Origin of the sequence: Sulfolobus acidocaldarius DSM 639 (assembly GCF_000012285.1) — an archaeon.
Classification (GTDB): Archaea; Thermoproteota; Thermoprotei_A; order Sulfolobales; family Sulfolobaceae; genus Sulfolobus; species Sulfolobus acidocaldarius.
The window spans coordinates 323,928-349,618 of the sequence record NC_007181.1 but is presented as its reverse complement, the minus strand read 5'-3'; the positions used below and the strand labels follow the sequence as shown (position 1 = coordinate 349,618).

Here is a 25,691-nt window from a genome sequence, read left to right as displayed (position 1 = left end):
AAGAAGAGATAAATACTTGCGGTGGTTTACAACTTGATCTTTTAAAGTTTATTCGATGTCAGTTGTTTAAGTTAGCTGAATTTTAGATGCAAGCATAAATATTCAAAAGTTGTTTATGATAAACTAGTACATTAGTATGGTTTCAAGTACCAACATCTATTACAGGATATTTATATTAATTTTAGTTGTTACACTAGTAGCTTCTATTTTTATAACATTTTATCAGCAAAAACTAGCAAGGGTAGTTACGTTTTCCAATTTACCTCCTTATATAAAGGTCATGGGTATAGGGATGTACGGTAATGAGACTATAATATCGCTAATTGCGAACAACACCATCTCCACATACATTCCTCTTATGAATGGTTATGTCTTTATTCCTGGAGTAGGGAATTATTCTGTATCCCCTGGAATGTTAGTTCCTCCTCATTCTGTAAGGGAATTTAACATAACGTTACCCATAACTTCAAATCTATTTGAGTATGTGGTCAACTCAACTAATGTACAAATTTCTGGCATTATTGGGGGAGAGTATAATTTTACAAAATTTTATATCTCTTTCAGTGACCTGGTAAAGCCAGAGATCATATTAGTGGCTAACCTTTACAACGTTTCATTTAATGGAACTTATGGTATATTTTTTCTTAAGGATTATAACGCCTTTGAATGGTACCCTAGAGTATGTTGAAAATGCCTACATAAATGACAACACTAATAATGAAGTTGTAGCCGCTATGTCTGTTCCATTAAACAACAGTATAAAGTACCTTAACATCTCACTTATACAGGGTGCAAACTACCTAAAAATACCCATAAAACTAAGTTACAATCCTTTTCACATTTCATCTTTAGAGAGTAGAGAGATATATACAGCCGGCATAACTATTTTATTAAAATATGAACTACCAAACGGTGACCAAATTTTAAAGGAGTTCAATCTAACTATGGTAATAGATTATCAAACCTAAATTCTCTTTAATTTAGTCCTCAATATTATTATGTTCTTCAATGTTAGACCCTAATGGGGAATTTGATTCCGTAAAACGACGTAACAGTTCTTTATACTAACAGATGAAAAAGTTAAAGTTATACTTTCATTAAAATCAAACACAAAGATAGCTTATGTGAATAAGTATATGAATATTCATCTGTCGAAATATATAGATTTTCATTTAAAGTTTAATTAACAATTTGAAAGAAAGATAAAAGGTAAAATATCTTACTTAATTTAGTTACTTCAGAGCAGGGGTAAAAAACTTTTTAACGCAAATTTAAAAATAGGTAGTCCAGTAGAGCATTATGAATAAGAAGAGACTTCTTCTGTTGTCGGTATTTCTTGTATCTGTTTTTGTTCCAGTGCTAGTTGCAGACGTAATTTACTACTACCAAGGGCAAATAACTGTCGGTAATGTAGCCCCACCAATGTATTTTGCGATACAGCCAAATGGTAACGCTAAAATTGGAAATAACTCTAATGTTCCAAGTTATATTAATGCTCAACCCTCCTCTGGCGGAAGCGGATTTACTGCTCAAGTAAATATCACGAATGCAACGTACAATTACTACTTCAACTTTATGGGATTAGCGGTTAGCAAGACAGGCTATATATATCTAGCAAAAGTAGCATATTCGTATACAGCAACTAATAATCCTATTCAGAATGCCACACTATATATAATGAATCAACAAGGGCAAATTGTCTACAAATATAAATTAATCGTGAATGGTGTAGTTAACAGTACCCTACCTAGCACCCCATTACAAATTAATTCTGGGAGTTACATCGTGAGCCTACTAATAGTTCCATATCAGGGAACCCTGCCAAAGACTCCCTCTAATGATCTAGCTACAATAACAGTCAACTTCGGATTTTCGCCAATGACAGCATCTCCACCACCTATACCTCTACCCTCACCATAAAAAGGACAAGGTGGCAGGGGTTTTGGATAAACTAAAAAAAGTTTTTTTAATATTAGTCCTTGTGCTTGCGTCCTCATTTGTTCTGACTACCTTATCTGATTACGTGCTTTTTTATACGTCTACAAATACAATATCATACCGTAATTCGCCGATAGTGATTTTGGGCTTAAGTGTAAGCCAGTTTGCTTATTCTCAGATTTCTCAAGGTAAGGTCTCATTATATTTCTATATAACTAATTCTACTCAAGCTTATTTTCTGAATGTACTTAAGATATTAGTAAACTCCAATGGATACTTTTACATATCTAACGTGACAATTGCTTCTCAGAACATGGTATATAAGGTAAATATGATATTGAAAAACTCAACCAAAACCTTGACATATACTATTTATCCTCTCTCCCAGTCCCCATTAAAGGTTTATCAGAACCAGGTTTATAACGTTAGTTTTGTAGTTTACTTCACTGGCTCCTATCAGATATCCAGTTTTTCCTTGACCATGTACTATTCTTATGGGACTGATAGTCTAGTTAGGGGTGTACCCCCTTGAGGCGTTACTTCTTGTTGCCTCTATTATTTGTAGCTCTCGTTATAACGTCAGCATCTGTGTACTACTTCTTTCAGGCTCAGCTAATTTTTACACCCTTTGTTCTCGTGTCTCTGAAAAATTTGGTAAACTCTTGTTTGCCAGATTATTCTTCTTTAATCACACCAACAGTTAATAACGGAGTTTACAGTGAAAATGTGCCAGCAATCACAGTTCAATCTACACAAAACAGTTATAATCTGTTGAACACTCCTATTCTTAATTTCAGTCTTTCCACAAAATCTTATGTTAATGGCAACTCTAATTTGCAAGGAGCTTCTCTATACTTAAGAAACTCCACATCGACTTATAGCTTACCAGTAAACGCCTACTCAGGTAATTATTTACTGTTAGAGTCTGCAAACGGGTTAACAAGTTTTCCACTCACCCACAATCTTTACATTAATTTTACGACATCAATAAATTCAATATATAACTATCAATTGGCTGTTTCGTTAACAAAGATGCCTTCAGCTAATATATTCAATTACCTAGACGGAGATAGGCAGATGGGATCATTAGACTATTATGGACTTGGGTCAATTATCGGATTATATTATAATAACATTCCCATAATAACGTCTCCGTCTGGTTGGTCACCAAATTATTATCAGCAATCCTTAGAATTAGTTGTACCCATATCTTCAGGCATGTCTTCAGTTATACCAACCTATGATCAAGGTCTAATATTTTTCAATTATACTACTCAGCAAAATAAAAATGTTACTGTATTTTTAATTGGAGGTTTTGGTGCAGGTTCAAATACTCCTGCAGATGGATTCGAAATTTACTTTTTCATGAACCCTGTATATATTCGTAATGGGAGTATTGTAAATTATGTATCAGATCCGTCAATAGGAAGCGAATTGCTATACGCACAAGGTTTACTAATATTTCCTTATTCTAATGGAGATTATTTTATGGTACAATGGGATCCTTATTGGATAGAATCTGGAGCAAGTAGTGCATCTGTTTTCAATTTATTTAACGTAACGTCAAATAATGGGTATATAAGTAGTATTACACCATATGGTCCACTTGGTAATAACGGTTTTGGAATTCAACAGACTTCCAATTACTTTTACGTCTGCATGAAAGCTACTTATAACCCATCCACTGGATGGTTATACACTCAAGTTACTGATTTAAATAGTGGTGAGACCGCTACTCTATCGTATAACGTAGGTCTTAAATATTCTGCAGGACAATACACTTTTGCTATAGGCGGAAATACAGGGGGTTCATATGCTAATTGGGGCATAGTTTACGCAACAGTATACTCTTCATGATGATATCACCAGTAGGCGATTAGTGAGCGCACCTGGCCTTACTGAAAACGTGAATGTTAATCCCTCCTTGAGTTTTCTATTGCGTCAGTAGTCGGACTCATCCTCACCTTTCAGTGAGGGTGAAAGTACATCATCCTAACTATACTAATTTTTCTAGTGTTATGAAAAAATTTACGGGATATAAAGTCCGAATGCACTTTATGAACACGTTCTGAAGAGTAATTATCCAAGACACGAATAATTTTTATGTGTTCTCCTTCTCTAGTAATTATGAAATATAAAGTTCCTATTTTAGGTATCCATGGTGGAGCTGGGAATTGGGATAAGAGGAATCATGAAAGAGCTTTAGTTGAACTGGAGAAAGCTCTTGAAAGGGGTTATGATGAATTTAAGAGGGGATCAAGTCTCGAAGCTGTTGTGGAAGCTATAGCTTACATGGAGGATTGCGGAGTATTCGATGCAGGCGTGGGAAGTGTGAAAAATTCCAAAGGCGAGGTCGAGATGGATGCAGGGATAATGCATGGTAACACATTAAGGGTTGGTGCTGTAGCTTCTGTCAAAGTTAAAAACCCAATAAGGGAAGCTCTAAAAGTTCTCAAGAACGGAAGACATGTGCTATTGGTAGGTAATAGAGGAGAGGAATCCCTTGTCACCATAGAAACTTCAATTACGTCTCCCCTAAGATCAGGCGACACTGTGGGTGCAGTAGCACTTGATAAAGAAGGTAATCTGGTTGCAGGAACTAGTACTGGTGGGATTTCGGGGAAATTACCCGGAAGGGTTGGAGATTCGCCTATACCTGGGGCAGGTTTTTACGCAACCGAGAGAGTTGCAGTTTCCTCCACTGGAATAGGAGAAATTATACTCAGGACATTACCTGCTAAAGAAGTTGATATTCTTGTATCCTTAGGTATTTCTATTGATGACTCCATAAGAAGCGTTATAAATAAGGTGACCTCGATTTTCGGTAAGGACAACATAGGAATGATCGGACTAGACAGCAAGGGTTTCGTATCTGCTTATTATAATACTATTGGTATGGCAAGAGGGGTAAAGGACAGCGAGGTAAAAAGAATTTATGTATTTGAGGGAGAGCTGTGATATACTGGAGGAGAGGGATAGCAGTAATTTACGCTACAGCTGAGGACAGTGCAAGAAAGCTCTGGAACATTATTAAGAAAGAGTACCCAAGTGTGCTTTTTAAATATGACGATAATTTGTTAGGCAAGATTTGGAATTGTTATGATGCACTAGTTTTCGTTATGGCATTAGGTGGAGTTGTAAGGACTGTATGTAAGTATGCTAAGAGTAAAGACGTAGATCCCTCCGTTATTGCAGTTGATGACTCCCTGAAGTTTGTTATTCCTTTGTTGGGCTCCCACTGGGGTTCAAACCAACTCGCCTCTGAGATATCCAGAATATTAAACGCCACGCCCGTAATAACCACAGCAAGTGAGATAAACCAGGTGACTAGCGTAGAAGAGTTGGCAAATTTACTAATATGCAAGGTGATTAATGTTAACGCGATAGTCAGGGTAACCTCAGCTTTAATTAGGGGAGAAAAGGTATGTGTTGAGGGCGTGAACTCTTTACCAGTAGTTAAGGGCAATTACGTTTTAGGTAAAGATGCTGAATGTAAGTACTTTGTTAAAGTTATTAAGGACGGAAACGAGAACATGGGTGACGACAACACTGTTTATCTCAGACCATTGAAATTGTATGTTGGAATAGGTGCAAAGAAAGAAGCCTCTGTCGAGGAAATTAAGGAGGCAATATATTTTGCTCTAGGTCAGTTGAAAGTAGGATTGGACAGGGTGTTGAAGATAGCTTCAGTAAGGGAGGTTGTAGAGGAAGTCTCTAAAAGTCTGAATATTCCGTTTCAAAAGATCGACTGGGAGACTATAAATTCATTTAATGACGAATGTTTAACCCCACCTAGTGAGAAATTGGAGGAACTCGGAATAAAGGGCGTAGCTGAGATCAGCGCATTCATAGCAGGAGGTCCTTCTGCGAAGTTGATCTTAAGGAAAATAAGTTATAAGAGCAAAATAACAGTTGCAATAGCAGGTGTTTGAAACGCTCTACATAGTGGGTGTAGGTGCAGGAGACCCTGAATTAATAACACTTAAGGCTCTAAAGATTATAGAGAAGTGTAAAATAGTTGCCGGTTGGCAGAGTGTAGTTTCTAGATTTAATTTATCAGGAAAAGAGGTAGTATATCTAAATTATAAAGACCAGGATAGGCAAATACCCGATTTGGTAAAACGAGCCAGAGAACAAGATGTTGCTATATTAGACCATGGCGACCCCTCAGTCTCTGATTTTCAGTTCGTTGGAAGGATCAGGGAATCATGCAGACAGTTTGATGTTAAATATGAAGTTGTACCTGGGATATCCTCTGTATTGAGGGCTTTGGCTTTAGTTGAGAAGGATTTATCTCAGGTAGTCTTTATGACTTTTCATATTAGAGGGGAATTAGATTACACTGAAATAGATAAGAGTATAGCCTTGGGCAGGGATCTATTGATAATCCCAGAACCTTATTCATATGGAGTAAAGAAGATAGCGGAGAGGTTAGTTGGTTTGGGTCTAAATCCTGAAATGGTTGTGATGGAGAGGCTCAGTTTCAGTGACGAAAAGGTTAATCATTTCATGGCAAAGGAAATATTGGATATGGACTTGAAATTCAGTGACATGAGTATAGTCTATGTAAAATTAAGTTAGTCAAGGTAAGGGATTACAAGTTCAGGTTTATTGTATGTGTAAGATGTAGAGTGCCTTTCTGAACAAGTTACATGTGACTAAATAGAGGGAATTTTTACAGTCTTAACGTAACTAATGTAATCTATGACGCTTTATAAATAGTGCTTCCGATTTTAATTTTATAGAGATTCGTGTTTGTGCCATAAGTTTATATGTTTGGATACCCTATCCATCATAATGCGAGAAAATACTGCAGTTTTAATTTTAACTCATGGTTCTAGAAGGAATACGTTTGTTGAAGATATGGGAGAGGTCACATCGTATGTGGAAAGGAAACTGGGAATTCCAGTTTATCTAACACATAATGAATTCACTGAACCTAATTGGCGTACGCGGTTAAATGAACTTTTATCACATGGTTATGATCATTTTATTTTTGCCTTAGCATTTCTCGGCAGGGGAAATCACGTCGCCCATGACATTATGGGCGAGTTAAACGTTTCTGACTTTTACAGATGGAGTGAGACAACATACAACGGAAAGAGGATTTATGCATATATAACCAAACCTTTAGCAGATTCTGAACTAGTTAAACTTGCTATTTTTTACAGGATAAAATCCGCATTTAAGGACGTTGAAGAAGGTCATTATATTGAAGACCCTGAGGAGATTGAGGAAAATACTATGAACATGATAAGAGAGAAATTAAGAGAAATTTTCAGCGTTTTTAATGATGAAGAGCTAGAGGTAATCGCAAGGGCTGTCTACGCATCTGGGAACTTTGAATTAGCTAAACATGTATACATATCTTATGATGCAATAGGGAGTGGTCTAGAAGCTTTGAGATCAGGTATATCGATACTAACTGATGTTAAAATGGTGAAAGCCGGTATTAGGTGGGAACAGGTCGAGAATTACCTTGATAACTCATCAGAATTAGCTAAAAAAATGGGTATAACCAGGACTGCAGCTGCAATGAGACTTGGGCTAAACTCATCAAAGATTGTTGTAATAGGTAATGCACCTACTGCTTTGTTAGAGGTGTTAAGAATTCATGAGGAAAGAAAGGTTGACATTCCGTTAGTTGTTGCATCTCCTCCAGGATTTACTAACGCAAGCGAAGTAAAAGAACAACTGATAAAAAGTGGTATTCCATGTATAGTAGTAAGGGGAAGTTATGGTGGAAGTAATATTGCAGTTGCAATAATTAATGAACTAATTAGGAGGGTCAGGATATGAAGGGCAAATTGTATATTGTTGGTGTAGGTCCTGGTTCACCAGAGATGAGAACGATTAGAGCAGTTCAAGCCATAAAGGAGAGTAATGTAATCGTTGCTTACACCACTTATGCTGATTTAGTGAAAGACCTAACTGACGGTAAGGAAGTCATAACTGCCAGAATGAAAGAGGAGATCTATAGGGCTAGAACAGCCTTGGAAAAAGCCATGGAAGGAAATGTTGTCTCTCTTATTTCAAGTGGCGATCCACAAGTTTACGGAATGGCTGGAATTACTTTGGAAATGATGTATAAGAATAAAATTCAGGTAGACTTTGAGGTAATTCCCGGTGTTACTGCAGGGTTAGCTGCAGCATCTAGACTTGGTTCACCGCTATCAATGGATTTCGCCTCAATTAGTCTGAGTGACTTACTAGTCCCTGCGGAGGATATCCTATTCAGGGTGAGAAAAGCTGCAGAGGCAGATTTTGTAATAGTCCTGTATAACCCTATAAATAAGCCTCTTCTTGAAAAAGCCATGAAAATTATTTCAGAGTATAGGAAGCCTGAGACTCCAGTGGGAATAGTGAAAGGTGCTTATAGGGAGTCAGAAGAGGTATTTACCACGACGCTCTCGAACTGGAGAGAATACGAAGATAAAATTAACATGATTACTACAGTGGTTGTTGGGAATTCACGTAGCTATTTGTGGGGAAATAGAATATTGACGCCAAGAGGGTATGAGAGGAAATACAGCCTTGATGTCAACACTTAAGAGATTTGGAATAACTACTGGTGCAACTGCCGCAGCAGCATCAAAGGCTTCAGTTATCTTTTTGATTAAAAACGAAACACCAAAAACTGTCACCATCCCAACGCCTATTGGTCTGAGACTAGAGATATCAGTGGGAAATTACAGTAGAAAAGAGAGTGAGTTTTGTGCCTCTGCAAAGAAGTTTTCTGGGGACAATCCTGATATACTTGACGGTCTTGAAATTATTGCGTGTTCAGGTAGGAGTAACTCTCAGACTATAACCATTACAGCAGAAGAAGGGGTGGGCACAATAACTAGACCTGGACTTAAAGGAGATGTGGGAGATAAATCCATTAGTCCAATAGCTAAACAGATGATTATTGACGCTGTAAAGGAAGTGGTAAGTTCTGGTGTTTACGTAAAATTATATGTACCTAAGGGAGAGGAGTTGGCAAAGAACACTATGAACCCTTTAGTTGGAGTTGAAGGAGGTATTTCAATACTTGGTACTACAGGAATTGAATATCCTGTAAGTGATGAGGATTATATCGAGCATATAAAGTCTGAAGCGTGTGTAGTAAAAAGTACAGGTCATAAAACTTTAGTCCTTGCTCCAGGGAATACTAGTTTTAAGTTCGCTAGGGAAATTTACGGTGATAAAGTCATCAAGATAGGGGACAACGTAGGTTCATCGTTAAAGGTAGCTGAGGAGTTAGGGTTTTCTCAAGTGATTCTTGTTAGTTTACCCGGAAAACTCGTTAAGGTAGCTGCAGGAATGCTAAACACTCACAGTAAATTCGGTGACGCAAGGTTAGAGACTTTGACTTTCTCGTCGGTAGTAGCAGGCATTTCCCTGGAAAAAATCCAAAAAATAGTGAAATCCCTTTCCATCTCAGAGGGGTTATCATATCTCACAGATGAAGAACGGCAGAAGGTTATGAAAGTGGTATCAGATAGAGCACTCGAGAAACTAAAAAGAGTGAGTAAATTAAAATTAGGAGTTGTAGTTATCTCTGAGGATGGTAAAATTATGGCAAAGAGTGGTGAAGTATGAGAGTCCCAGGTATCCCTGATGAGGAATTTATAAGAGAGGAGAAGATCCCTATGACTAAGGAGGAGATAAGAGTTTTAGCTCTTTCCAAGGCTAGGCTATTCTACGGTGCAAAGTTCCTAGATGTGGGCAGTGGAACAGGTAGTGTTTCTGTAGAGGCAGGGCTAATTGTTGGGGAGAAGGGTAAAGTGTATGCTGTTGAGAGGGATCCTCAGGCTGTGGAACTTACAAGGAAAAATGTGGAGAAATTCTCCCTTAGAAACGTGGAGATTATTGAGGGTGAAGCACCAGAGGTATTGAATAAAATAAATGATGAACTTGACTCTGCATTCATAGGTGGTACTGAAAGGTTAGAAGAAATCATACCTGTTGTTAGTGAAAAGATTAGAAGGGGAGGTATGATTGTCCTTGATGCCATTCTGATTGAAAGTGCAGTAAAGGCTTTACACACTCTCAGCGAATTAGGCTATAAGGCTGAAGTGATTGAAGTAATAGTTGCAAAGGGAATGAAAACGAGCAAGGGATATGCTATGATTTCAAGAAACCCAATTTTCATAATATATGGTGAGAAAAAATGAGACAGTTGTATGTTATAGGTTTAGGTCCTGGAGATCCAAATCTGATAACTGTAAGGGGTTCGGAAATTCTAAGTAAAGCTGAGGTCGTTTTTGTGCCCTATTCAACTGGCACTAACAGGAGCTTAGCCTTGAGTATAGTGGAGAAGTACAGTAAGGCAGAGATAGTCACTTTGGGTTTTCCAATGAAAAAGGACGTTGACCCAAAGGATTTGGAAAGAATAGGAGAGGAAATTTGTAGTAAATCTAAGTCTCTCTCGGCTTTTGTTACTCTTGGAGACCCCTCCCTATACAGTACATTTTTTAGGGTAAGTAATTATCTTGGATGTTTTAATAGTGTTGAGATTGTCCCCGGTGTTTCGTCTATAACTGCATGTGCTTCAAAGGCTTTCATGCCTTTAGCCTTAAGAAATGAGGCTATAGCAATTATTCCCGCTGACCGATTAGATCTGATTTCAAAGGTTAAACAGGACTTTGAGACCATCATAGTATTGAAGGGTAATGAGAACTTGGACAAAATATCGGAGGAACTTAAAGACGACTATGATCTTCTGTATGCAAGGAGGTGTTATTTAGACGGGGAGAAGGTTATACCGTGGAGTGAAAATGAGTACGATAAAGATTATTTTTCAATGTTGATATGTAAGGTGAGAAATAATGAAAAAGGGTAAAGTTGTTTTCATAGGTGCAGGTCCCGGAGATCCTGAACTTATTACTGTAAGAGCTAAAAACGTTATAGAGGACGCTGATGTAGTACTTTACGCTGGATCATTAGTTAATCCTCAAGTATTAAAGTGGGCTAGGAAGGACGCTGAAATAGTAAATACAGCAAGCTTAACTTTGGAGGAGATAACTGATATAATGATAAAGAAAGCCAACGAGGGAAAGTTAATAGCTAGGTTAAAATCCGGAGACTTTTCCATATATGGCGCCCTTATAGAGGAGATTTGGGCTCTGCAAGATGCAGGAATACCTTATGAATTAGTTCCCGGGATAACTGCTGCAATAGCAACCGCAAGTGTTCTAGGTATTGAGTTAACCTTACCTAAGATTTCACAAACAGTTATTATCACAAGAGCTTCCGGTGCAGTTCCTATGGAGGGTTCAATAAAAGACTATGCACCCTTTCTTATGAAAGGTGCTTCAATGGCAATATATACAGGTGTTCAACTCATAGATAAGGTAGTTAGGGAACTGAAAGAGGGAGGAGTACCTGACGATATGCCAGTAATTGTAGTATACAAAGCAACGTGGCCTGAGCAGAAGATACTCAAAGGAACAGTTGGTGATATAGCTCAGAAAGTTAAGGCTGAAAAGTTGACGAAGGACAGTATGATTATTGTGGGTAAGGTTGCAGATCCAAACAGATATAAGGATCAAATAAGGTCTAGTGTGTACGATCCTTCCCATGCACATTCATTTAGACCGAAAAAGAAAGTAGTTGATGAAGCATAAAACGGTATGCTTATTAGGTATGACCAAAGAGTAATAATTGTGAGAAGACTATACGCTTTTACAACACCTAAAAGAAGAGAGCCAATAAGGGACTATGAATTAAGGATGCTGAGGGGTATTTCTGAAAAGTTTGAGCTTGGTGACATCATAGAGTACGCCAGATGGGATGACGAGGATATTAGATACATTGAGGCTGTCTTTGAAGGTGGAAAGGTTAAGATGAGATATAAGGAGGGAAAAGAAGGTATAGCTGAGATAAAGACCAGGAGAGGAGAACCGCTTAGGTTTAGATAATTAGGGCTAAAAGGAGTTCTCCTATAATTATAGAGAATAAGCCTGATAGGAATATTCCATCAAATGTTCCCATTCCTCCTATACTCACAATTTGAGGGTTGGCTTCTAATATACTTCTTATATTAAGTAAATCTGCCCCAATTAGTGTGCCAAATACACTACTGATATATGCCGATATAGGAACTAGATAAGGGTTATGTAGAAAGAGTAAAACGCTGAAAATCCCTGCGATAATTGGCGGAATTAAAGGATTCATAACTACTCCTACACCTTCCATGACTTTTGAAAAGTATTTTGATGCTGCAATCAGGATTATAACATCTACAACGAGAAGTATTATGTTGTGTAAATTATGGAAAGCAAAGTATATTAATAGAATGGAGATTATTAGGGGAATTAGGCATCCTCCAACATTAATTGCTATCAATGTTTTCCTAGGCTTTATGGACAATCTTGTAACAGGAAGAGGGATTCCAAATACATAAACTACATCTACTTCTGGTACTAGCTCTCTTTCCCTTTGAACCTCTTTGACAACAATATTCACGGAGCTGAATAAAAAGCTGAAGATTGTTAATAAAGAAGAGAAAACGAATGCTAATCCATGGGACAGTCCTATTAGTCTAAATAAATAGGTGAAGTAGCTAAGTGAGATAATGAACAGAAATAAGGCGAGGAATACGTAAAGAATCGCTGTAATTCCCCTGACCGGAAAGAAGACTATAATTCTATTAGCCATTAGTTTTCATCTATATTGCCACATATATTTTTGACTTTCCTATAATCTTCAGGAGTATTTACATTTAGGATTTCTTCCTCAACTAGTATATCCTGGTATTCGTTTAACTTCAAAGATTTCCACAGGCTAATTCCTACGTAGTCTTTTACGTCCTTGATGGAGCAGATTTGAGCCCTACAATCATTGATCAGTTTCATAAACACGTGTTTAGGAATTAATGGCGTATCAGAGGGTGTGACTATAACAGGAAATCCTACTTGTTTAACAGCTTCTATAACATCATTCTCATAACCATTACCATATGTAATGATCTTAGGAATATCTGAGAAGATAAGGGAACTCCAAGGGGTAATTGCAAGGTATATCTCCTCTGCAAACTCTCTCAGACTTCTATAAACCCAGTAGTACATCGGAAAACCACATATTTCTAGGATTGGTTTATATGGGGATATTCTACTTCCCTTACCTCCCGCCATTATTATAGCCTTCAAACCTTACCAACTCCTCTTCAAAATCCTCAGTGTAAACTTCACCGTTTACCTCAAGTGCAGGTGTATCCCTCTTGAGTTTACCTATTAAAACTCCTCCTAATCGAGTTAATTTTTCATAGTCTCTAGTTATAACTATGAAGGCTCCAGACGAAATTAGCGTATATGGGTTTATATTCAGTGCTTTAGTGATCTCGACAGTTTCCTCTAGTAAAGGTATTTTCTCCTTTTCTACAACTACTCTTAGGTTAGTAGCTTGAGCCACTTCCAATAATGCTTGATAAATACCACCTTCCGTAGCATCATGCATTGATATTGCATAGTCCTTAACTTTCATAGCTTTATCCTGCACTGGAATAAGATATTTGAATCTCTTGGCTCTTTCAATGAGGTTTCTACTAACTCCCAGTCTACTCAGTTTATCCTCATATTCATTTGCCAAAATCCAAGTGCCCTCAATTCCAGGGTTACCGAAAAGAACTATATAGTCATTTTCCCTTACGTCTGAGAGGCGTAGAACGTGATTAGAAAATGAAAAAGCTGTAGTTACTACAATATCTCTGTCTAATCCTTTGGTTAGCTCAGTATGCCCACCAACTACTTTACACTTCAGTATGTTACATGCCTCACTTATCCCCTCAATGACAGGAGATAGACTTTCCTCGTCATGAAGTAAAAGGGTGGTAATTATTGACTTACATTCAACCCCTTTCATATTTACGTCATTACAGGCAACTACAACAGACAAATATCCTGCATCCTTGCCTGTTTCTGTTATTGGATCAGAGTGTATAACAAGATATTCGCCTTCTACTTTTACGTATGCATCGTCTTCTCCTATGCCTGGGCATACTACACAATTTCCTATGGGTAATCTGTGGAGGAAGGCTTTAGGATTTAATTTTCCGAAACGCATAATAGGTTCCCTAACTCATGCTAACTATATGAGTATTATAACTATTGAAGATTTATGGAAAGTTTATAAGGGTGGAATAGAGGCTTTGAGGGGCATATCCTTTAATGTTAATGAAGGAGAAATTTTCACAATTCTAGGTCCCAATGGTGCTGGAAAGACGACTACAGTGAAAATCCTCTCATGTGTATTAAAGCCAACTAAGGGCAAGGTTATAGTCTTAGGCTATGAAGTTCCTAAGGAATGTAAAAAAATAAGAGAAATGGTAAGTAGTGTACCACAGGAATTTCAAGGTTTTGCTGATTTAAGTGTAAGAGAAAATATTGAGTACTTTGCCTCACTTTATAAAGCGAAAAATAAGGTCGAAGAGGTTTTAGAACTTTTAGATTTAAAGGAACATGAGAAGAAGAGATTCAGGAATTTGTCTGGGGGATTAAAGAGAAGAGTAGCTATAGCCTGTGGTATAGTCGGTAACCCAAAGATTGTGTTTCTGGATGAACCTACTGTTGGATTAGATCCTGAGTCAAGGAGAAAGATGTGGGATATAATTCGAGCCTTAAAGGAAAAGAAAATTACAATATTTCTAGCTACTCATTATTTAGACGAAGCTGAAAAGTTAGCAGATAGGGTTGTGGTTATTTATAAGGGGAAAATGATCAAGGAGACTTCTCCCAGGGAGCTTGTAAATGAATTTAATAGCTCCTCATTGGAAGATGCTTATCTTGAGTTAATGAGAGAGTTAAGGGGGGAAAACTTTGAGAAACGTAATTCCGACTACTAGGGCTATAATTAAGGATAACCTGAGTAGTAGAGTTACATTAGGTTTTGTGATATTCTTTCCGTTAATTTTAGCCCTGGTGTTCTCGCTGTTAGGGAATGCATTTCAACCCCATGCTACAGTGTATTTGACTGGTGAAAACGCTCAGAAGGTTGGAAAATACGTTAATGCATCAGGACTATTTACAGCTTATATTGGTGGCTCTCCTTCTATAGTCAAGTATGAGCCTGTAATTTTTATCAACTTAACGTCCAAAAACGTCTACTATAATCAACTAGAACAAGAATATGTCCCTTTACTCCAGTCTTATCTAAATTCATACTACACAAATCAAACTAGTATATTTAGTTCTCAACTTATCTTAACCAGAAATACTCCTGTAGCATATGAGATTTCAGGTGTGATTGGGGTAATAGCCTTATCTAATGGTATATTTGGTGTTACTGGTGTAGGGTCAGGTTATTATAGGGATAGACTTGTGGACAGATTAGCTTCTTCACCATTACGTGACTATGAGTGGGTATTATCTTTAATGATCTACGAGGTTCTCATCACTATCTTATCCTCTATAGTTGTATTAGGTTTAGGTTTAATATTGGGCTTTACCCCTGTTTCTATATTAGAGTTCTTGGGAGTACTAATTCTCTCGACGTTGATGTTTTCTGGTCTGGGTGCCATTATATTAGGTTTGACGCCTAAGGATAAGATCTTCTTAGCTAATGTTGTTCCTACATTTATCGTTTTCCCACTTATGTTCATAAGTAATGCTTTCTACTCGTCATCAATATTCCCATCAATTTTAGGTTTAATTGCAGAGTATCAGCCAGTTTCGATTGTTAATGACGTGGTTAGGCAGGCAATAGTGTTTAACGTGTTACCAAATCCTATCTACTTGATTACGATTATCATCTTAACTTTAGTCTTCCTGGGTGTAGGGGCTAGATTGTTAAAATTGAGAGAGATGTAAAAATGGTAAAGATAAAATAAAAAGAGAAATTTATTTCTTTACTCTTATTGAGCTGTAGCTTTCTTTGATAGCTCTTTCAATATTTCTTGACTGTCGGGGAATCTCTTCTCTTTGAACCTTGAGAATATCAGTTGACCGTCTACATATACGTCGAAAATCCCATTCTTGCCTTGTTCTAACTCTACATTAACTCCCTCATAATAGGAAAGTAGGTCTCTAGCTAAATTTAGGGCTCTATCTAAAAATCCACAGGGTCTACAATAAACTATTTTTACATTGGTCGGCATAATGATATAATGTAGCCAGTAGCTTAAAAGTCTTAATATTAACTTTTGAAGCAATGAAGAATATTAGCATTTACTCGTGTAGATTTCGTAAATCTTATTTTTACTATAAAAAGAAATATAATAGTATTTGACTCCATATTATATTCACACTTATTAACCTGTAAAGTGATTTGTAAATGATTAAAAATGAGAATAGCTGTAACCTATGATAAAGAGTATAATCTAAAGCCCTTAGATGAGGCAGAAATTATAGGAATTATTGACGAAGAGAAAAAAGAAGTAGAACAATACGAGAATGCAGGTATGGGTAGTAAAGAGGCTACAATGGACATTATACTTAATGCTATAAATCCACCACCAGAGGCGATTATAGTAGGCAAACAGTTCTTATGCCCTGGTTCATATATGATGAGCCACGGGAGAATAAAGTACGTTCCAACAGAATTAAAAACATTGAATGACGTTCTAAATAATCTTGAGACAGTGAAGAAGAATATGACCGAAGAACTGGAAGAAGACATGTATGCAGAAGAACACTTCCACCATCATCACCATCACGGATACGGATTCTAAAAAATAAAAACAACATTTTATTTTTCTATATCAATTATGAAGCTTTAAAATCTGTTTAATGTTTTTCTTCTTCTCAAAATAATTTTAGTGTTGAGACTAAATCTCTTGTATTTGGCTTTTACGTCAATTGATTTTATAAAAACCTTATATTCTCGTGGTCATATTTCTTTCTATGCGTATAGGATTGGCTGGTTTAGGAATAATGGGTTATAGGATAGCGGCTAATTTAGCTAAGGCAGGAAAATTAAATATGGTATATAACAGGACAGTGAGTAAAGCAGAGCAATTCCATAAGGAGTACGGTGTTAAATACGCGGAAGACCCAAAGTCGTTAATTCAGTCAGTAGACTTCTTAATCACTATGCTTTCAGACGACGAGGCTGTAAAATCCTTTATCACTCCTTTGCTTCCATATGTAAAAGACAAAATAATAGTAGATATGTCAACCATATCCCCATCCACATCTATCTCACTTTCTAATGAAGTATCTAAACACGGAGGTATTATGTTTGATACACCTGTTATAGGCACTACCATTGCTGTTGAGCAAAAGAAGATAACTGTACTAGTTGGAGGACCTAAGGAAAAATTCAACATAGTTCAGGACGTTCTAAAGGAAACAGCTGCTAACGTTATTTATGTGGGCAAGAACGGATCTGCTCTTTATGCTAAAATCGCCAACAATTTGCTTACTGGTATATATATGACGGCATTAGCTGAGGCTTTTACTTTTGGAGTAAGATCTGGCTTGGATCCTGAAGAGATAAAGACGATCTTATCTCAATATGCCAGTGTGAAGTCTCCCTTTATGGAGCTCAAATTACCTAAAGTAATTAGTGGTGACTATTCAACACAGTTTGCAACTAAGCATATGGCTAAAGATCTCGAAATAGCAGTAAGAGAATCCCAAAACCTAAAAGTGATCACACCTTTAACTTCTATATCACTTCAATTATATAGATTGGCAGACGGTCTAGGTTATGGAGATAGTGATTTTGCCTCAGTTATAGAAGTTTATAAGAAGTCACCTAAGTCTAAGTCAGACTAAGAATGTCCTCAGTACCAGATATTCTTTTTCTTCCTCTGAATCCTTCTTCAGCGTAATGCCAGTATAAAATATCTTCTTCATCAAGTTTCCAACACAGATATGCTGGTTTGTTGTTTATTAGGGCAGGAAAATCAACTAGTCCTATATCAGGATCCCTCAGAACAATCCCTTTTTCTGTGATTTCCCTTACAATCATGTCTACTTGAACAGTGTACTTGAATATTGAGCTTTTATCGCCCCTAACTAAACTCTCCTCAACTAATCTCTTCACTCTCTTTATCTCCTTTAGCTTTTCTCTTAACCATGGTAACAATTCTCTTGCAGTCTTTAAGTCAAAATATGGGTATTCCACTCTAAACTAATAGGCACTCTATCTAATAAATTAAGAATCTTAATAGAATCCTAGAGCAACTAGGGTAAGGTAATAGTCTAAATCTATATCTCTAATCATTCTATCACACCTCATATTACTACTTTTGTCTTAAGCTTTATTAGTCTTTGCCATGGTATTCCATAGTCATTTGTCTATTATGAGTTTTTCCTTTCAGGATATAAATAGTATTTATGTTGAAATTGGTACAGGAAAAAAGAGAAATAACTTAGAAAAATTCTGATTATATAATTCTTTATACTACTTCAAATTCTTCTGCCTTAATTTTCTGAGATGGCCTCCAGCCTACTCCATAGGCTATTAAAGTTCCAATAACTGTCACAAGTATGTTTATTGCCAGCGATAAGACTCCAATGTAAATTGGACCATAAGGAGTAGCTAAATACGACTTTAATAAAGTTCCGAAGTTATTAGTGTAAAGTACCATGTAAACACCTGAAGCTATACCTGCAATCCAACCTGCGAAAGTAGAATATCCCTCTAGCTTGTTAGTGTAAAGTCCTAAGAATACTGCAGGAAGAGTTTGAAGTATTAAGATTCCTCCCAATAATTGAAGCTGCACAGCATATGTAGCCTGTACAATGAAGATGAACGCTAAGGCTGCGAATTTAAATACAGTGGATATTATCTTAGCTAAGTTCGACTCAGTCCTTGGTGATAGTTTTTTGAACTCTCCTATCACATTTCTTGTCAATAGATTTGAGGCTCCTATTGCCATTATTGCCGCTGGCACTAATCCTCCTACGAATATTGCCACTAAGCCTAAACCTACGAACCAACTAGGCATTGTTGCAGCTATTAAACTTGGAACAGTTAAAGCGCCGTTTTTGTTTGAAACAACTATGCTCAGAGCTGATGGGACAGCATAAATCAATATTCCGAATAACGCTAATAGCGCTAATCCTACTCCATATAATGGAAGTAATGATGTACTCTTCTTTAGCTTATCTGTATCTTGTGCTGACAATGAACCGTTTATAGAATGTGGGTAAAGATATAGAGCCATCGCACTCCCTAGAGCTAACGTAAAATAGTTTGTTATGGCGCTTGGACTGAGAAATTCATATGCTGCAGCTCCTTTTCCTTTTATTGCCTCTATTGCAGAAAATGCGTGGGAGAACCCACCATAAGCTAACGGTACTGCTATAATAACAGTTAATACTGTGATCCAGATAAGAATATCCTTAAACACGGCTGTAAGTGCTGCTCCTCTTAGACCACTGGTTATGGTAAATGCAGCCAATACTATGAAAGCTATAATTAGTGCCCATTCGCTTACCGATAGTCCCCCATAGGTTCCTGTTACACCTAGTCCGATTAGTAGGACTGTAAGGACAGCCTGCATTCCAAATATCTGTAATGCAATATATGGTAATTCTGCCACTGCTCCAGTTAAGGCAACTGCCACTGATAATGGTCTGTTATTAAATCTATCTTTAACGAAATCAGCTGCAGTTATGTATCCTCTCCTTCTCGATATACTCCAAAGTCTTGGCATTGTCAATAAGGCAATTCCAAATGTCCATGCTACGTATGGTACAGCGTAGAAGAATAAGCTTCCGCTTGCGTAGACACCTGAGGGTATCGCAATGAAAGTGTATGCAGTATACAGATCTGCTCCCATTAGGAACCATACTAATAGCCAACCTAATCTTCTGCCTCCCAAACCCCATTCATCGAGCTTTGAGAGGTCTCCTTTTCTCCAGTAAGCTCCATAAAATCCTAATATTGCAAATACTACAAAAAGTCCTATGAAAACTCCTAAAGTTGTATAATCAACATTTATTCCTGACACTTTTTTCACCTCTTAAATATTAAAGAAACAGCTACGAAGAGAACAGTACTCACTATAAGCATTATGATTTGATAGAAATAGAACATTGTAAGCCCTGCAAAGGTCATTGTTGCATTATTGAACACTGGATATATCGAAAATAGAATTATATCTATTATTGTTACTATAAACATGGCTATATAAAACCCATTTTTTGGCATAATGCTCAATTACTACTGTGTAATATACTCATTAATAGGCATAAAATAAGAAAACTACTAAAAAAGGTTTAAACAAGCTTATTGTGAATCAAAAAATTTAATTTGATATTTCAAATAAACCATAACTATACCTTATCCTAGCTTTTAGATATTTATGTCAAGATGAATTATGGTAAATACTAGGCGTTAGTTCAATTAATTTAAACTATTTGTTGTTAAAAAATAGATTTAAAGTGGTCATAATGTAGAATTATACCGGTTTATAATGGTTTTATTATTTTAGCATTGTAAATTTTATTTTGAATATATGCTATTTTATCTATATTAATGACTACTGCTAAATCTTTCAATCAGATTGAAGGGGTTCTTCATGCTTCCGTACTCGGTAAACTCATCATTTTTAAACTACTCTGGATTAATGTATCTAGTGGAAGAAGCAAAAAAAGTTGCTGAGATGATTCTCTCTTCGGTCAATGCTATAGCTTTCACAGGAGCAGGTATAAGTACGGCTTCAGGCATACCGGATTTTAGAGGTCCGCAGGGTTTATGGAAGAAATATTCTCCTGAATTGGCAAGCATTGAATATTTCCAAAAATATCCTGATGCCTTTTGGCAGTTTTACTCCACAAGAATGAAGTCCTTATTTGAAGCTAAGCCAAATCGAGCCCATTATGCACTAGCTCAACTTGAGAAGATGGGTCTCATTAAAGCTGTGATAACTCAAAATGTAGATGGTCTACATAGTGTGGCTGGATCTAGGAATGTAATCGAACTTCATGGAAATATGAGGAAAAGTTACTGCACCTCATGTCTCAGATCCTACGATAGTCTAGAAGTGTTAGCACGAGTGGAAAAAGGCGAAGTTATCCCTAGATGTGAGTGTGGTGGAATATTGAAGCCAGATGTCGTGCTATTTGGCGAGCCAGTACATGGCATATATGAAGCCATGAGAATAGCTAACGAATCTGATCTAGTGCTCGCGATAGGCAGTTCACTGACGGTTTACCCCGCAAACCAGATACCCCTAATAGTGAAAAGAAACGGAGGGGGGCTAATAATTCTAAACGGAGAGGAGACTCCATATGACGAGTATGCAGATTTAGTAATAAGAGAACGGATTGAGATATTTCTTCCTGAAGTTATATCTCACATTCAGTCCCTACACCGCTCCTCATAGATCAGATATGACCACTTCATCATTTGTTGTTTATGATTTCGACACTCCATTATTTGAAGATATTGTTAAAGAACGGATAAATAGATTTGTTGTTATAACGCAGTCCGGAAAATTGTGCCACTTACACGACCCAGGAAGACTCAAGGAATTGATATACCCAGGCAATAGGATTTTGATAAGAGAGCATAAAGGAAGGAAAACTAACTATATGGTTCTAGCTGCCCACTCTGGTACAGGATGGGTTGTAACAGATAGTTCCATTCATAATAAAATAGCGAGAAATTTTCTTCCCTCTGACGTCAAATCAGAGGTCAAGGTGAATAACTCAAGGTTAGATTTCTATTACGATAACACATTTGTTGAGGTGAAGGGCTGTAGTTTAGTGGTTGACGGTAAAGCACTATTTCCTGATGCGCCTACTGAGAGAGGTAAAAGGCATTTAGAAGAACTGATAAAGCTAAAAATGCAAGGTTATAGATCGTTGATCTTGATCCTGGTCATGAGAGACGACGCTATCTGTTTTTCTCCGAATTGGAAGACTGACAAGAAATTTTCAATGGCATTCAAGAACGCAGTCGAAGAAGGAGTTGAAGTTACAATAAAGTTACTTAAACTTATAGACAATAAGATATGGTACATTAAGGATATTCAGCTATGTCCTGATGCGTTTAATTACTCTCACTAGTCCATCAACGTCTCCCAAGGTCGATATTAACACTGCTTGGACACCTAGCTTTCCTAGAACTGATATTAACTCTATTGCTCTCTCTACATTAAATGTAGGTTGCTCCAATTGTGCAGTAACTTGTTTATTACTCTCTGTTTCAACAATAATGTATGGTATTAGTTTTGACGTATCAATTCTAGCTATTTGGTTCGGATCCTCAAGTCTTAATACTAAATAGAAATCAGCGTCATTATTTTTCAGTCTTTTATCTATCTCTTCTTTACTTTTCCTTAGACTTATTATCATTCCTGCTTTAGTGAGAGGGCTATATTTCTTGAGGAGAGCGATTGCGTCCTCACTTGTCATATAACCTACCTCTCTGCCGACTTTAGGTTTGTCTCCAAAGGTGAAAGTTACATCAAACTCTACAAGCTTTGAGGTTAAGGATAGTGAAGCAATAAATAGTTCATTTACGTCAGCTAGTCTTTGATTTATAATTACTCTCTTGTTATTTCCATATAAGTTCCTCACGACTGTGGCAATTACTGAAGGCATCACTGACGGATATCCTAATGGAGAGTCGGGTATGTTAAATCCGTCATACTCCTCTAACTTCATTAGTGTCTTCAGTAGTTTCTCCTTCTTTGTCTTTCCATGTATCTCAGCCAATACTTGCATTAGTTTTACATCACATATAGTCTAGTTTAAATTTTTCTGTTTCCACTATAATAACGTGAAATGCGGTAAATGTGATGATGAGGCAGTAATAAAAATACCTTACGCTAACATATCCTTATGTGCGAGGCACTTTACAGAATGGTTAGAGAATAGATTTGAGCGAGTAGTTGAGAAATATAAGATGTTTGATGGGTCGGATAGGATTGGAGTAGCAGTCTCTGGTGGGAAAGATAGTACTACACTTCTACATCTAATGAATAAGTTGGCTCAAAAAAGAGGGTTTGAGATCGTCGGAATTCATATTCATTTAGGTATAGATATGGGAAAGGGGTACTCAGATAAGAGCTTAGAATTTGCACTGAAAAACTTTCAGATGTTAGGAGTGAAGTACAAATTAATAAATGTTAAGGAAAAATATGGTTTCACTATAGACGAGGCAAAATTTAAGATTAGAAGACCTATATGCAGTACCTGTGGCTTGGTAAAGAGATATTCTATGGAGGAAATAGCTGAGGAGGAGGGATTAGATACTGTGGTTACTGGGCATAATCTTAATGATATGGCACAATTTGTCCTCTCGGGATATTTCAGTGGAGATGTAAATAATTTATCTAGGCTAAAGCCTGTTCTACCTCCTACCAGAGGGTATAAAGTGAAGAAGGTTAAACCTCTTTTCCTTATCTACGAGAAAGAAATATTAACATACGCAATACTAAACAATATACCCTTCATATATGACTCCTGTCCTCATACTTTTAGGGTAGGCGGGGCTACACAAGACAAGATCAGGAGGAAATTAGAAGAAATGGAGGACGAGATCCCTGGTTTCATGTTGTTATTAGTTCAAAACTTCACGGACAAGATACAAGAGCCCCTAGAAGTTATATACTCCAAAGTTGAGGAAGTGAGTAAGTGTAAGATCTGTGGAAGACCCACCACTAAAGATAGAGAAATATGTTCATTTTGTGCTACTAAGATGAAACTAACGAGCGTCAGTAGGTAATATGGAATGGAAGAAAATAGAAAAAGAAAGAGAATAATTTTACACTATCCTGACGATACGCCAGCTGGATACATAGAGTTTGATGGTAGAGTTTCTAAGATATATAATGAAAAAGGGGAGTTCATATTCCAGGTTGAGGGTTCTTTTCCGCCAATACCTAGAAAAGTAAATTACGATTGGATAGACAAAATTCTTGAGAAAGGTCTACCTGACGCTAGGAAGAGATTTATACTCTACGTGGCAAGCAGGTACTTAGTAAATGTAAAGGGTTTGAGTGAGGAAGATGTTGTTAAAATACTGGTAGATTTTTATGGAAGACATGGAGGAAGTAAGGTATATGAATCGTGGATACGGTCTGTTGTGAGAGGAGTTAAGAGTAAAAATTTGAAGCCTTGGAGCTTGAAAAAAATAGAAAGCAATGACAAGGAGATGTACGAGCTGATTCTCAAGGTTCTTAACTCATGATCAGTGCATGAATGGTTCGTCATGAAATCCGTGTACTTTTTTATCATCACCTGGAAAAGCTCACTCTTCCTCCTCATAGAACTTGTCTAGGAATGAGTCAACTAGCTGTCTCTCACCGAAAACCGTTATATCATCAAACTTAGAGTCGTAATATTTCTTAATAGTTTTTATTAATGAATCTATAGCTGTCGGTATTAACTCTAAAATTTCTGCTCCGTCTAACTTGTCTGTCTCATAAGTTACGATGGAAGTATTTTTATAAACTGAAATTCTGGTCAGTGCTATAACTTTTCCATCCTCAACTTTTTTATAAATGTTAATTGTTAGGAGGGGTTCACATAATGTGTGTCTCGTATACTCGTAGTACTTAAGCATAATTTAATTTACTCAAACAGCTAAATAAAAGCGTGGATTACATAAAAGATTTGTTCGAATTCCTAAAAATAGACACAACATCAGCTAAAGGTAGAGGAGAAGAAGGTGCTAAATTTTTAGTCGATTACTTGAAGGATAATGGAATAGAGGCTAAAATTATTAGACATAAGGCTAAGAATCCTTATGTTTATGGCGAAGTCAATGTAGGTTCCAAGAAAACACTCCTCATATATAACCACTATGACGTTCAACCAGTGGAACCATTAGAGAAATGGAATTCTGATCCATTTAACCCGGTAATTAAGGACGGTAAAATATTTGCTAGAGGAGTAGGCGATGATAAAGGAACTCTAATGGCAAGACTACAGGCAATTATAGAACTCTTAAGAGAAAACAAGTTGAAGGTAAACGTTAAGTTGTTTTATGAGGGGGAAGAAGAGATAGGAAGCCCCAATATGGAGGATTTCCTTAAGGATTACTCTAAAATGTTAAGTGCAGATTATGTTCTGTGGGAAGGTGCAGGTAAATCTCCAGAGGGACGCCCAGAGATCGTTTTAGGTGTTAAAGGATTATTGTATGTAGAGCTTAGAAAGAAAACACCCAAAGATTTACATTCAATGTATGGACCAATTGCTCGTAATCCTGCATGGGACTTAGTTTACTTATTAAACAAATTAAGGGATGAGAAAGGTAAAGTGCTGATTCCCAATTTTTATGATAAAGTTGTATGGCTCAGTGAAGAAGAGAAGAAGTATCTGCGTACTCCTGATGAGTACTTGGCTAAAGCTATTGAACAGAACGTGCCAGGGAATTCAATGATAAAGCTGGTCGAAGAACCCACATGCAATATCGACGGAATTTACTCCGGTTACACTGGAGAAGGCTCAAAGACCGTAATCCCTTCCCTAGCCTTTGTGAAATTAGATTTTAGGTTAGTTCCCAACCAAGATCCCCAGGAAATTCTAAGCTCACTTAAAAGGTACATATCAGACCCAGAAATTGAAATAATAGTACATGGTTCCGTGAAACCATATAGAACCTCCCTTAACAGTGAGATCGCTAGAGCACTTATACGTTCGGCAAAGGAAGTATACAATGAAGATCCTGTTGTATTACCCAACAGCCCAGGTACTGGTCCTATGGAAATGATTGCTAGATATCTTAACGTTAACCAAATAGCTGATGGTGTAGGTGTTGATAATTACTCGTCAAACATTCATTCATTTAATGAAAATATATTAGTTAATGACTACTACAAAGGCATAGAGTGGACAAAGAGCTTACTAAGACATCTAGGTGAGTAA

General features: G+C 37.0%; 33 protein-coding genes. 24 read left to right on the top strand and 9 right to left on the bottom strand.

What is annotated here, in order from left to right; translation table 11 throughout:
• Window positions 1–136: 136 nt before the first annotated feature.
• The 15 genes from SACI_RS01995 to SACI_RS01925 all read left to right on the top strand — a co-directional run bounded on the left by SACI_RS01995 (window position 137) and on the right by SACI_RS01925 (window position 11,843).
• Complete coding sequence (locus SACI_RS01995) at window positions 137–688, top strand: hypothetical protein (protein WP_011277325.1); 552 nt, start codon at window positions 137–139, stop codon at window positions 686–688.
• Entirely contained in the window at window positions 663–968 is a 306-nt protein-coding gene (locus tag SACI_RS01990; protein ID WP_015385417.1) for a hypothetical protein, read from the top strand. Before SACI_RS01995 ends, SACI_RS01990 begins: the two co-directional genes overlap by 26 nt.
• A 331-nt stretch (window positions 969–1,299) precedes the next feature.
• Window positions 1,300–1,920, top strand: a complete 621-nt coding sequence (locus SACI_RS01985; RefSeq protein WP_011277323.1) for a hypothetical protein — start codon at window positions 1,300–1,302, stop codon at window positions 1,918–1,920.
• Window positions 1,921–1,942: 22 nt separating this feature from the next.
• A complete protein-coding gene (locus SACI_RS01980) occupies window positions 1,943–2,470 on the top strand; it encodes a hypothetical protein (RefSeq protein ID WP_232463162.1) in 528 nt (175 codons plus the stop codon).
• Complete coding sequence (locus SACI_RS01975; RefSeq protein ID WP_015385415.1) at window positions 2,467–3,795, top strand: hypothetical protein; 1,329 nt, start codon at window positions 2,467–2,469, stop codon at window positions 3,793–3,795. The genes SACI_RS01980 and SACI_RS01975 overlap by 4 nt, the downstream gene beginning before the upstream one ends.
• Before the next feature lie 270 nt (window positions 3,796–4,065).
• Window positions 4,066–4,896, top strand: coding sequence for an isoaspartyl peptidase/L-asparaginase (locus SACI_RS01970; protein ID WP_015385414.1), 831 nt, complete (start codon window positions 4,066–4,068; stop codon window positions 4,894–4,896).
• Window positions 4,893–5,870, top strand: a complete 978-nt coding sequence (gene cbiG / locus SACI_RS01965; RefSeq protein ID WP_011277319.1) for a cobalt-precorrin 5A hydrolase — start codon at window positions 4,893–4,895, stop codon at window positions 5,868–5,870. Before SACI_RS01970 ends, cbiG begins: the two co-directional genes overlap by 4 nt.
• On the top strand, window positions 5,863–6,519 hold the full coding sequence (locus SACI_RS01960) for a cobalt-precorrin-7 (C(5))-methyltransferase (protein WP_015385413.1): 657 nt from the start codon (window positions 5,863–5,865) through the stop codon (window positions 6,517–6,519). Before cbiG ends, SACI_RS01960 begins: the two co-directional genes overlap by 8 nt.
• Window positions 6,520–6,735: 216 nt before the next feature.
• The gene (locus SACI_RS01955; protein WP_015385412.1) at window positions 6,736–7,737 is read left to right on the top strand and encodes a precorrin-8X methylmutase; all 1,002 of its coding nucleotides are present in this window, start codon (window positions 6,736–6,738) and stop codon (window positions 7,735–7,737) included.
• Window positions 7,734–8,489: a precorrin-3B C(17)-methyltransferase gene (locus SACI_RS01950; protein ID WP_011277316.1), complete on the top strand. Its 756-nt coding sequence runs from the start codon at window positions 7,734–7,736 to the stop codon at window positions 8,487–8,489. Before SACI_RS01955 ends, SACI_RS01950 begins: the two co-directional genes overlap by 4 nt.
• A complete protein-coding gene (gene cbiD / locus SACI_RS01945) occupies window positions 8,476–9,522 on the top strand; it encodes a cobalt-precorrin-5B (C(1))-methyltransferase CbiD (protein ID WP_015385410.1) in 1,047 nt (348 codons plus the stop codon). Before SACI_RS01950 ends, cbiD begins: the two co-directional genes overlap by 14 nt.
• Entirely contained in the window at window positions 9,519–10,097 is a 579-nt protein-coding gene (cbiT, locus tag SACI_RS01940; protein ID WP_011277314.1) for a precorrin-6Y C5,15-methyltransferase (decarboxylating) subunit CbiT, read from the top strand. The genes cbiD and cbiT overlap by 4 nt, the downstream gene beginning before the upstream one ends.
• Window positions 10,094–10,765 carry a cobalt-factor II C(20)-methyltransferase gene (locus SACI_RS01935; RefSeq protein WP_011277313.1) on the top strand — a complete coding sequence of 224 codons (672 nt, stop codon included), beginning with the start codon at window positions 10,094–10,096 and terminating at the stop codon, window positions 10,763–10,765. Before cbiT ends, SACI_RS01935 begins: the two co-directional genes overlap by 4 nt.
• Complete coding sequence (cobM, locus tag SACI_RS01930; RefSeq protein ID WP_011277312.1) at window positions 10,752–11,549, top strand: precorrin-4 C(11)-methyltransferase; 798 nt, start codon at window positions 10,752–10,754, stop codon at window positions 11,547–11,549. Before SACI_RS01935 ends, cobM begins: the two co-directional genes overlap by 14 nt.
• A gap of 39 nt (window positions 11,550–11,588) precedes the next feature.
• Window positions 11,589–11,843 carry a hypothetical protein gene (locus tag SACI_RS01925; protein ID WP_230937888.1) on the top strand — a complete coding sequence of 85 codons (255 nt, stop codon included), beginning with the start codon at window positions 11,589–11,591 and terminating at the stop codon, window positions 11,841–11,843.
• On the opposite strand, the gene SACI_RS01920 is transcribed toward SACI_RS01925, so the two are convergent.
• Genes SACI_RS01920 through SACI_RS01910 form a run of 3 tightly spaced genes read right to left on the bottom strand, consistent with a single transcriptional unit; the run spans window position 11,836 to window position 13,986 of the window.
• Window positions 11,836–12,582, bottom strand: coding sequence for a DUF1614 domain-containing protein (locus tag SACI_RS01920; RefSeq protein WP_011277310.1), 747 nt, complete (start codon window positions 12,580–12,582; stop codon window positions 11,836–11,838). The genes SACI_RS01925 and SACI_RS01920 overlap by 8 nt on opposite strands.
• Window positions 12,582–13,073, bottom strand: a complete 492-nt coding sequence (locus SACI_RS01915) for an NTP transferase domain-containing protein (RefSeq protein WP_011277309.1) — start codon at window positions 13,071–13,073, stop codon at window positions 12,582–12,584. The genes SACI_RS01920 and SACI_RS01915 overlap by 1 nt, the downstream gene beginning before the upstream one ends.
• Window positions 13,045–13,986, bottom strand: coding sequence for an AIR synthase family protein (locus SACI_RS01910; protein WP_011277308.1), 942 nt, complete (start codon window positions 13,984–13,986; stop codon window positions 13,045–13,047). The genes SACI_RS01915 and SACI_RS01910 overlap by 29 nt, the downstream gene beginning before the upstream one ends.
• A gap of 28 nt (window positions 13,987–14,014) precedes the next feature.
• Here SACI_RS01910 and SACI_RS01905 point away from each other — a divergent pair, with 28 nt between their 5' ends.
• Together SACI_RS01905 and SACI_RS01900 are read left to right on the top strand one after the other, a co-directional pair.
• On the top strand, window positions 14,015–14,764 hold the full coding sequence (locus SACI_RS01905; RefSeq protein ID WP_015385409.1) for an ABC transporter ATP-binding protein: 750 nt from the start codon (window positions 14,015–14,017) through the stop codon (window positions 14,762–14,764).
• Window positions 14,739–15,728, top strand: a complete 990-nt coding sequence (locus tag SACI_RS01900) for an ABC transporter permease (protein WP_011277306.1) — start codon at window positions 14,739–14,741, stop codon at window positions 15,726–15,728. The genes SACI_RS01905 and SACI_RS01900 overlap by 26 nt, the downstream gene beginning before the upstream one ends.
• 44 nt (window positions 15,729–15,772) lie before the next feature.
• Here the strand turns inward: SACI_RS01900 and SACI_RS01895 are convergent, their stop codons facing one another.
• Window positions 15,773–16,015 carry a SelT/SelW/SelH family protein gene (locus SACI_RS01895; protein ID WP_011277305.1) on the bottom strand — a complete coding sequence of 81 codons (243 nt, stop codon included), beginning with the start codon at window positions 16,013–16,015 and terminating at the stop codon, window positions 15,773–15,775.
• Window positions 16,016–16,201: 186 nt separating this feature from the next.
• Between SACI_RS01895 and SACI_RS01890 the strand changes: the two genes are divergently transcribed.
• Complete coding sequence (locus SACI_RS01890; protein WP_011277304.1) at window positions 16,202–16,588, top strand: hypothetical protein; 387 nt, start codon at window positions 16,202–16,204, stop codon at window positions 16,586–16,588.
• A 172-nt stretch (window positions 16,589–16,760) separates the two neighbouring features.
• Window positions 16,761–17,636, top strand: coding sequence for an NAD(P)-dependent oxidoreductase (locus SACI_RS01885; RefSeq protein WP_015385408.1), 876 nt, complete (start codon window positions 16,761–16,763; stop codon window positions 17,634–17,636).
• On the opposite strand, the gene SACI_RS01880 is transcribed toward SACI_RS01885, so the two are convergent.
• From SACI_RS01880 to SACI_RS01870, 3 genes are all read right to left on the bottom strand, one after another.
• Entirely contained in the window at window positions 17,623–17,988 is a 366-nt protein-coding gene (locus SACI_RS01880) for a DUF2203 domain-containing protein (RefSeq protein WP_011277302.1), read from the bottom strand. The genes SACI_RS01885 and SACI_RS01880 overlap by 14 nt on opposite strands.
• A 274-nt stretch (window positions 17,989–18,262) precedes the next feature.
• Window positions 18,263–19,822: a sodium:solute symporter family protein gene (locus SACI_RS01875; protein ID WP_011277301.1), complete on the bottom strand. Its 1,560-nt coding sequence runs from the start codon at window positions 19,820–19,822 to the stop codon at window positions 18,263–18,265.
• A 5-nt stretch (window positions 19,823–19,827) separates the two neighbouring features.
• On the bottom strand, window positions 19,828–20,022 hold the full coding sequence (locus SACI_RS01870) for a hypothetical protein (protein WP_011277300.1): 195 nt from the start codon (window positions 20,020–20,022) through the stop codon (window positions 19,828–19,830).
• Window positions 20,023–20,440: 418 nt separating this feature from the next.
• Here SACI_RS01870 and cobB point away from each other — a divergent pair, with 418 nt between their 5' ends.
• Window positions 20,441–21,199: an NAD-dependent protein deacetylase gene (gene cobB, locus SACI_RS01865; protein ID WP_011277299.1), complete on the top strand. Its 759-nt coding sequence runs from the start codon at window positions 20,441–20,443 to the stop codon at window positions 21,197–21,199.
• A 7-nt stretch (window positions 21,200–21,206) separates the two neighbouring features.
• Window positions 21,207–21,884 (top strand): DNA/RNA nuclease SfsA, encoded by a 678-nt coding sequence (sfsA, locus tag SACI_RS01860; RefSeq protein WP_015385406.1) that lies wholly within the window; start codon window positions 21,207–21,209, stop codon window positions 21,882–21,884.
• Here the strand turns inward: sfsA and SACI_RS01855 are convergent.
• Entirely contained in the window at window positions 21,852–22,544 is a 693-nt protein-coding gene (locus tag SACI_RS01855) for a hypothetical protein (RefSeq protein WP_011277297.1), read from the bottom strand. The genes sfsA and SACI_RS01855 overlap by 33 nt on opposite strands.
• Window positions 22,545–22,599: 55 nt before the next feature.
• Between SACI_RS01855 and SACI_RS01850 the strand changes: the two genes are divergently transcribed.
• The gene (locus SACI_RS01850) at window positions 22,600–23,547 is read left to right on the top strand and encodes an ATP-binding protein (protein ID WP_011277296.1); all 948 of its coding nucleotides are present in this window, start codon (window positions 22,600–22,602) and stop codon (window positions 23,545–23,547) included.
• A gap of 6 nt (window positions 23,548–23,553) precedes the next feature.
• Window positions 23,554–24,012 carry a DNA primase noncatalytic subunit PriX gene (gene priX / locus SACI_RS01845; protein WP_011277295.1) on the top strand — a complete coding sequence of 153 codons (459 nt, stop codon included), beginning with the start codon at window positions 23,554–23,556 and terminating at the stop codon, window positions 24,010–24,012.
• Window positions 24,013–24,072: 60 nt separating this feature from the next.
• Here priX and SACI_RS01840 read toward each other — a convergent pair whose 3' ends face one another.
• Window positions 24,073–24,387, bottom strand: coding sequence for a hypothetical protein (locus tag SACI_RS01840; RefSeq protein WP_011277294.1), 315 nt, complete (start codon window positions 24,385–24,387; stop codon window positions 24,073–24,075).
• A 32-nt stretch (window positions 24,388–24,419) separates the two neighbouring features.
• On the opposite strand from SACI_RS01840, the gene SACI_RS01835 reads away from it, so the two are divergent.
• Window positions 24,420–25,691: a M20/M25/M40 family metallo-hydrolase gene (locus tag SACI_RS01835; RefSeq protein ID WP_011277293.1), complete on the top strand. Its 1,272-nt coding sequence runs from the start codon at window positions 24,420–24,422 to the stop codon at window positions 25,689–25,691.

Bases quoted from the DNA above. Each gene is read 5' to 3' on its own strand.
- cbiD (WP_015385410.1), top strand. From the start codon at position 8,476: ATGTCAACACTTAAGAGATTTGGAATAACTACTGGTGCAACTGCCGCA.
- SACI_RS01855 (WP_011277297.1), bottom strand. From the start codon at position 22,544: ATGCAAGTATTGGCTGAGATACATGGAAAGACAAAGAAGGAGAAACTA.
- SACI_RS01885 (WP_015385408.1), top strand. From the start codon at position 16,761: ATGCGTATAGGATTGGCTGGTTTAGGAATAATGGGTTATAGGATAGCG.
- sfsA (WP_015385406.1), top strand. From the start codon at position 21,207: ATGACCACTTCATCATTTGTTGTTTATGATTTCGACACTCCATTATTT.
- cobM (WP_011277312.1), top strand. From the start codon at position 10,752: ATGAAAAAGGGTAAAGTTGTTTTCATAGGTGCAGGTCCCGGAGATCCT.
- SACI_RS01970 (WP_015385414.1), top strand. From the start codon at position 4,066: ATGAAATATAAAGTTCCTATTTTAGGTATCCATGGTGGAGCTGGGAAT.
- SACI_RS01870 (WP_011277300.1), bottom strand. From the start codon at position 20,022: ATGCCAAAAAATGGGTTTTATATAGCCATGTTTATAGTAACAATAATA.
- SACI_RS01950 (WP_011277316.1), top strand. From the start codon at position 7,734: ATGAAGGGCAAATTGTATATTGTTGGTGTAGGTCCTGGTTCACCAGAG.
- SACI_RS01895 (WP_011277305.1), bottom strand. From the start codon at position 16,015: ATGCCGACCAATGTAAAAATAGTTTATTGTAGACCCTGTGGATTTTTA.
- SACI_RS01935 (WP_011277313.1), top strand. From the start codon at position 10,094: ATGAGACAGTTGTATGTTATAGGTTTAGGTCCTGGAGATCCAAATCTG.
- SACI_RS01890 (WP_011277304.1), top strand. From the start codon at position 16,202: ATGAGAATAGCTGTAACCTATGATAAAGAGTATAATCTAAAGCCCTTA.
- SACI_RS01920 (WP_011277310.1), bottom strand. From the start codon at position 12,582: ATGGCTAATAGAATTATAGTCTTCTTTCCGGTCAGGGGAATTACAGCG.
- SACI_RS01905 (WP_015385409.1), top strand. From the start codon at position 14,015: ATGAGTATTATAACTATTGAAGATTTATGGAAAGTTTATAAGGGTGGA.
- SACI_RS01995 (WP_011277325.1), top strand. From the start codon at position 137: ATGGTTTCAAGTACCAACATCTATTACAGGATATTTATATTAATTTTA.
- priX (WP_011277295.1), top strand. From the start codon at position 23,554: ATGGAAGAAAATAGAAAAAGAAAGAGAATAATTTTACACTATCCTGAC.
- cbiT (WP_011277314.1), top strand. From the start codon at position 9,519: ATGAGAGTCCCAGGTATCCCTGATGAGGAATTTATAAGAGAGGAGAAG.
- cobB (WP_011277299.1), top strand. From the start codon at position 20,441: ATGTATCTAGTGGAAGAAGCAAAAAAAGTTGCTGAGATGATTCTCTCT.
- SACI_RS01910 (WP_011277308.1), bottom strand. From the start codon at position 13,986: ATGCGTTTCGGAAAATTAAATCCTAAAGCCTTCCTCCACAGATTACCC.
- SACI_RS01840 (WP_011277294.1), bottom strand. From the start codon at position 24,387: ATGCTTAAGTACTACGAGTATACGAGACACACATTATGTGAACCCCTC.
- SACI_RS01985 (WP_011277323.1), top strand. From the start codon at position 1,300: ATGAATAAGAAGAGACTTCTTCTGTTGTCGGTATTTCTTGTATCTGTT.
- SACI_RS01955 (WP_015385412.1), top strand. From the start codon at position 6,736: ATGCGAGAAAATACTGCAGTTTTAATTTTAACTCATGGTTCTAGAAGG.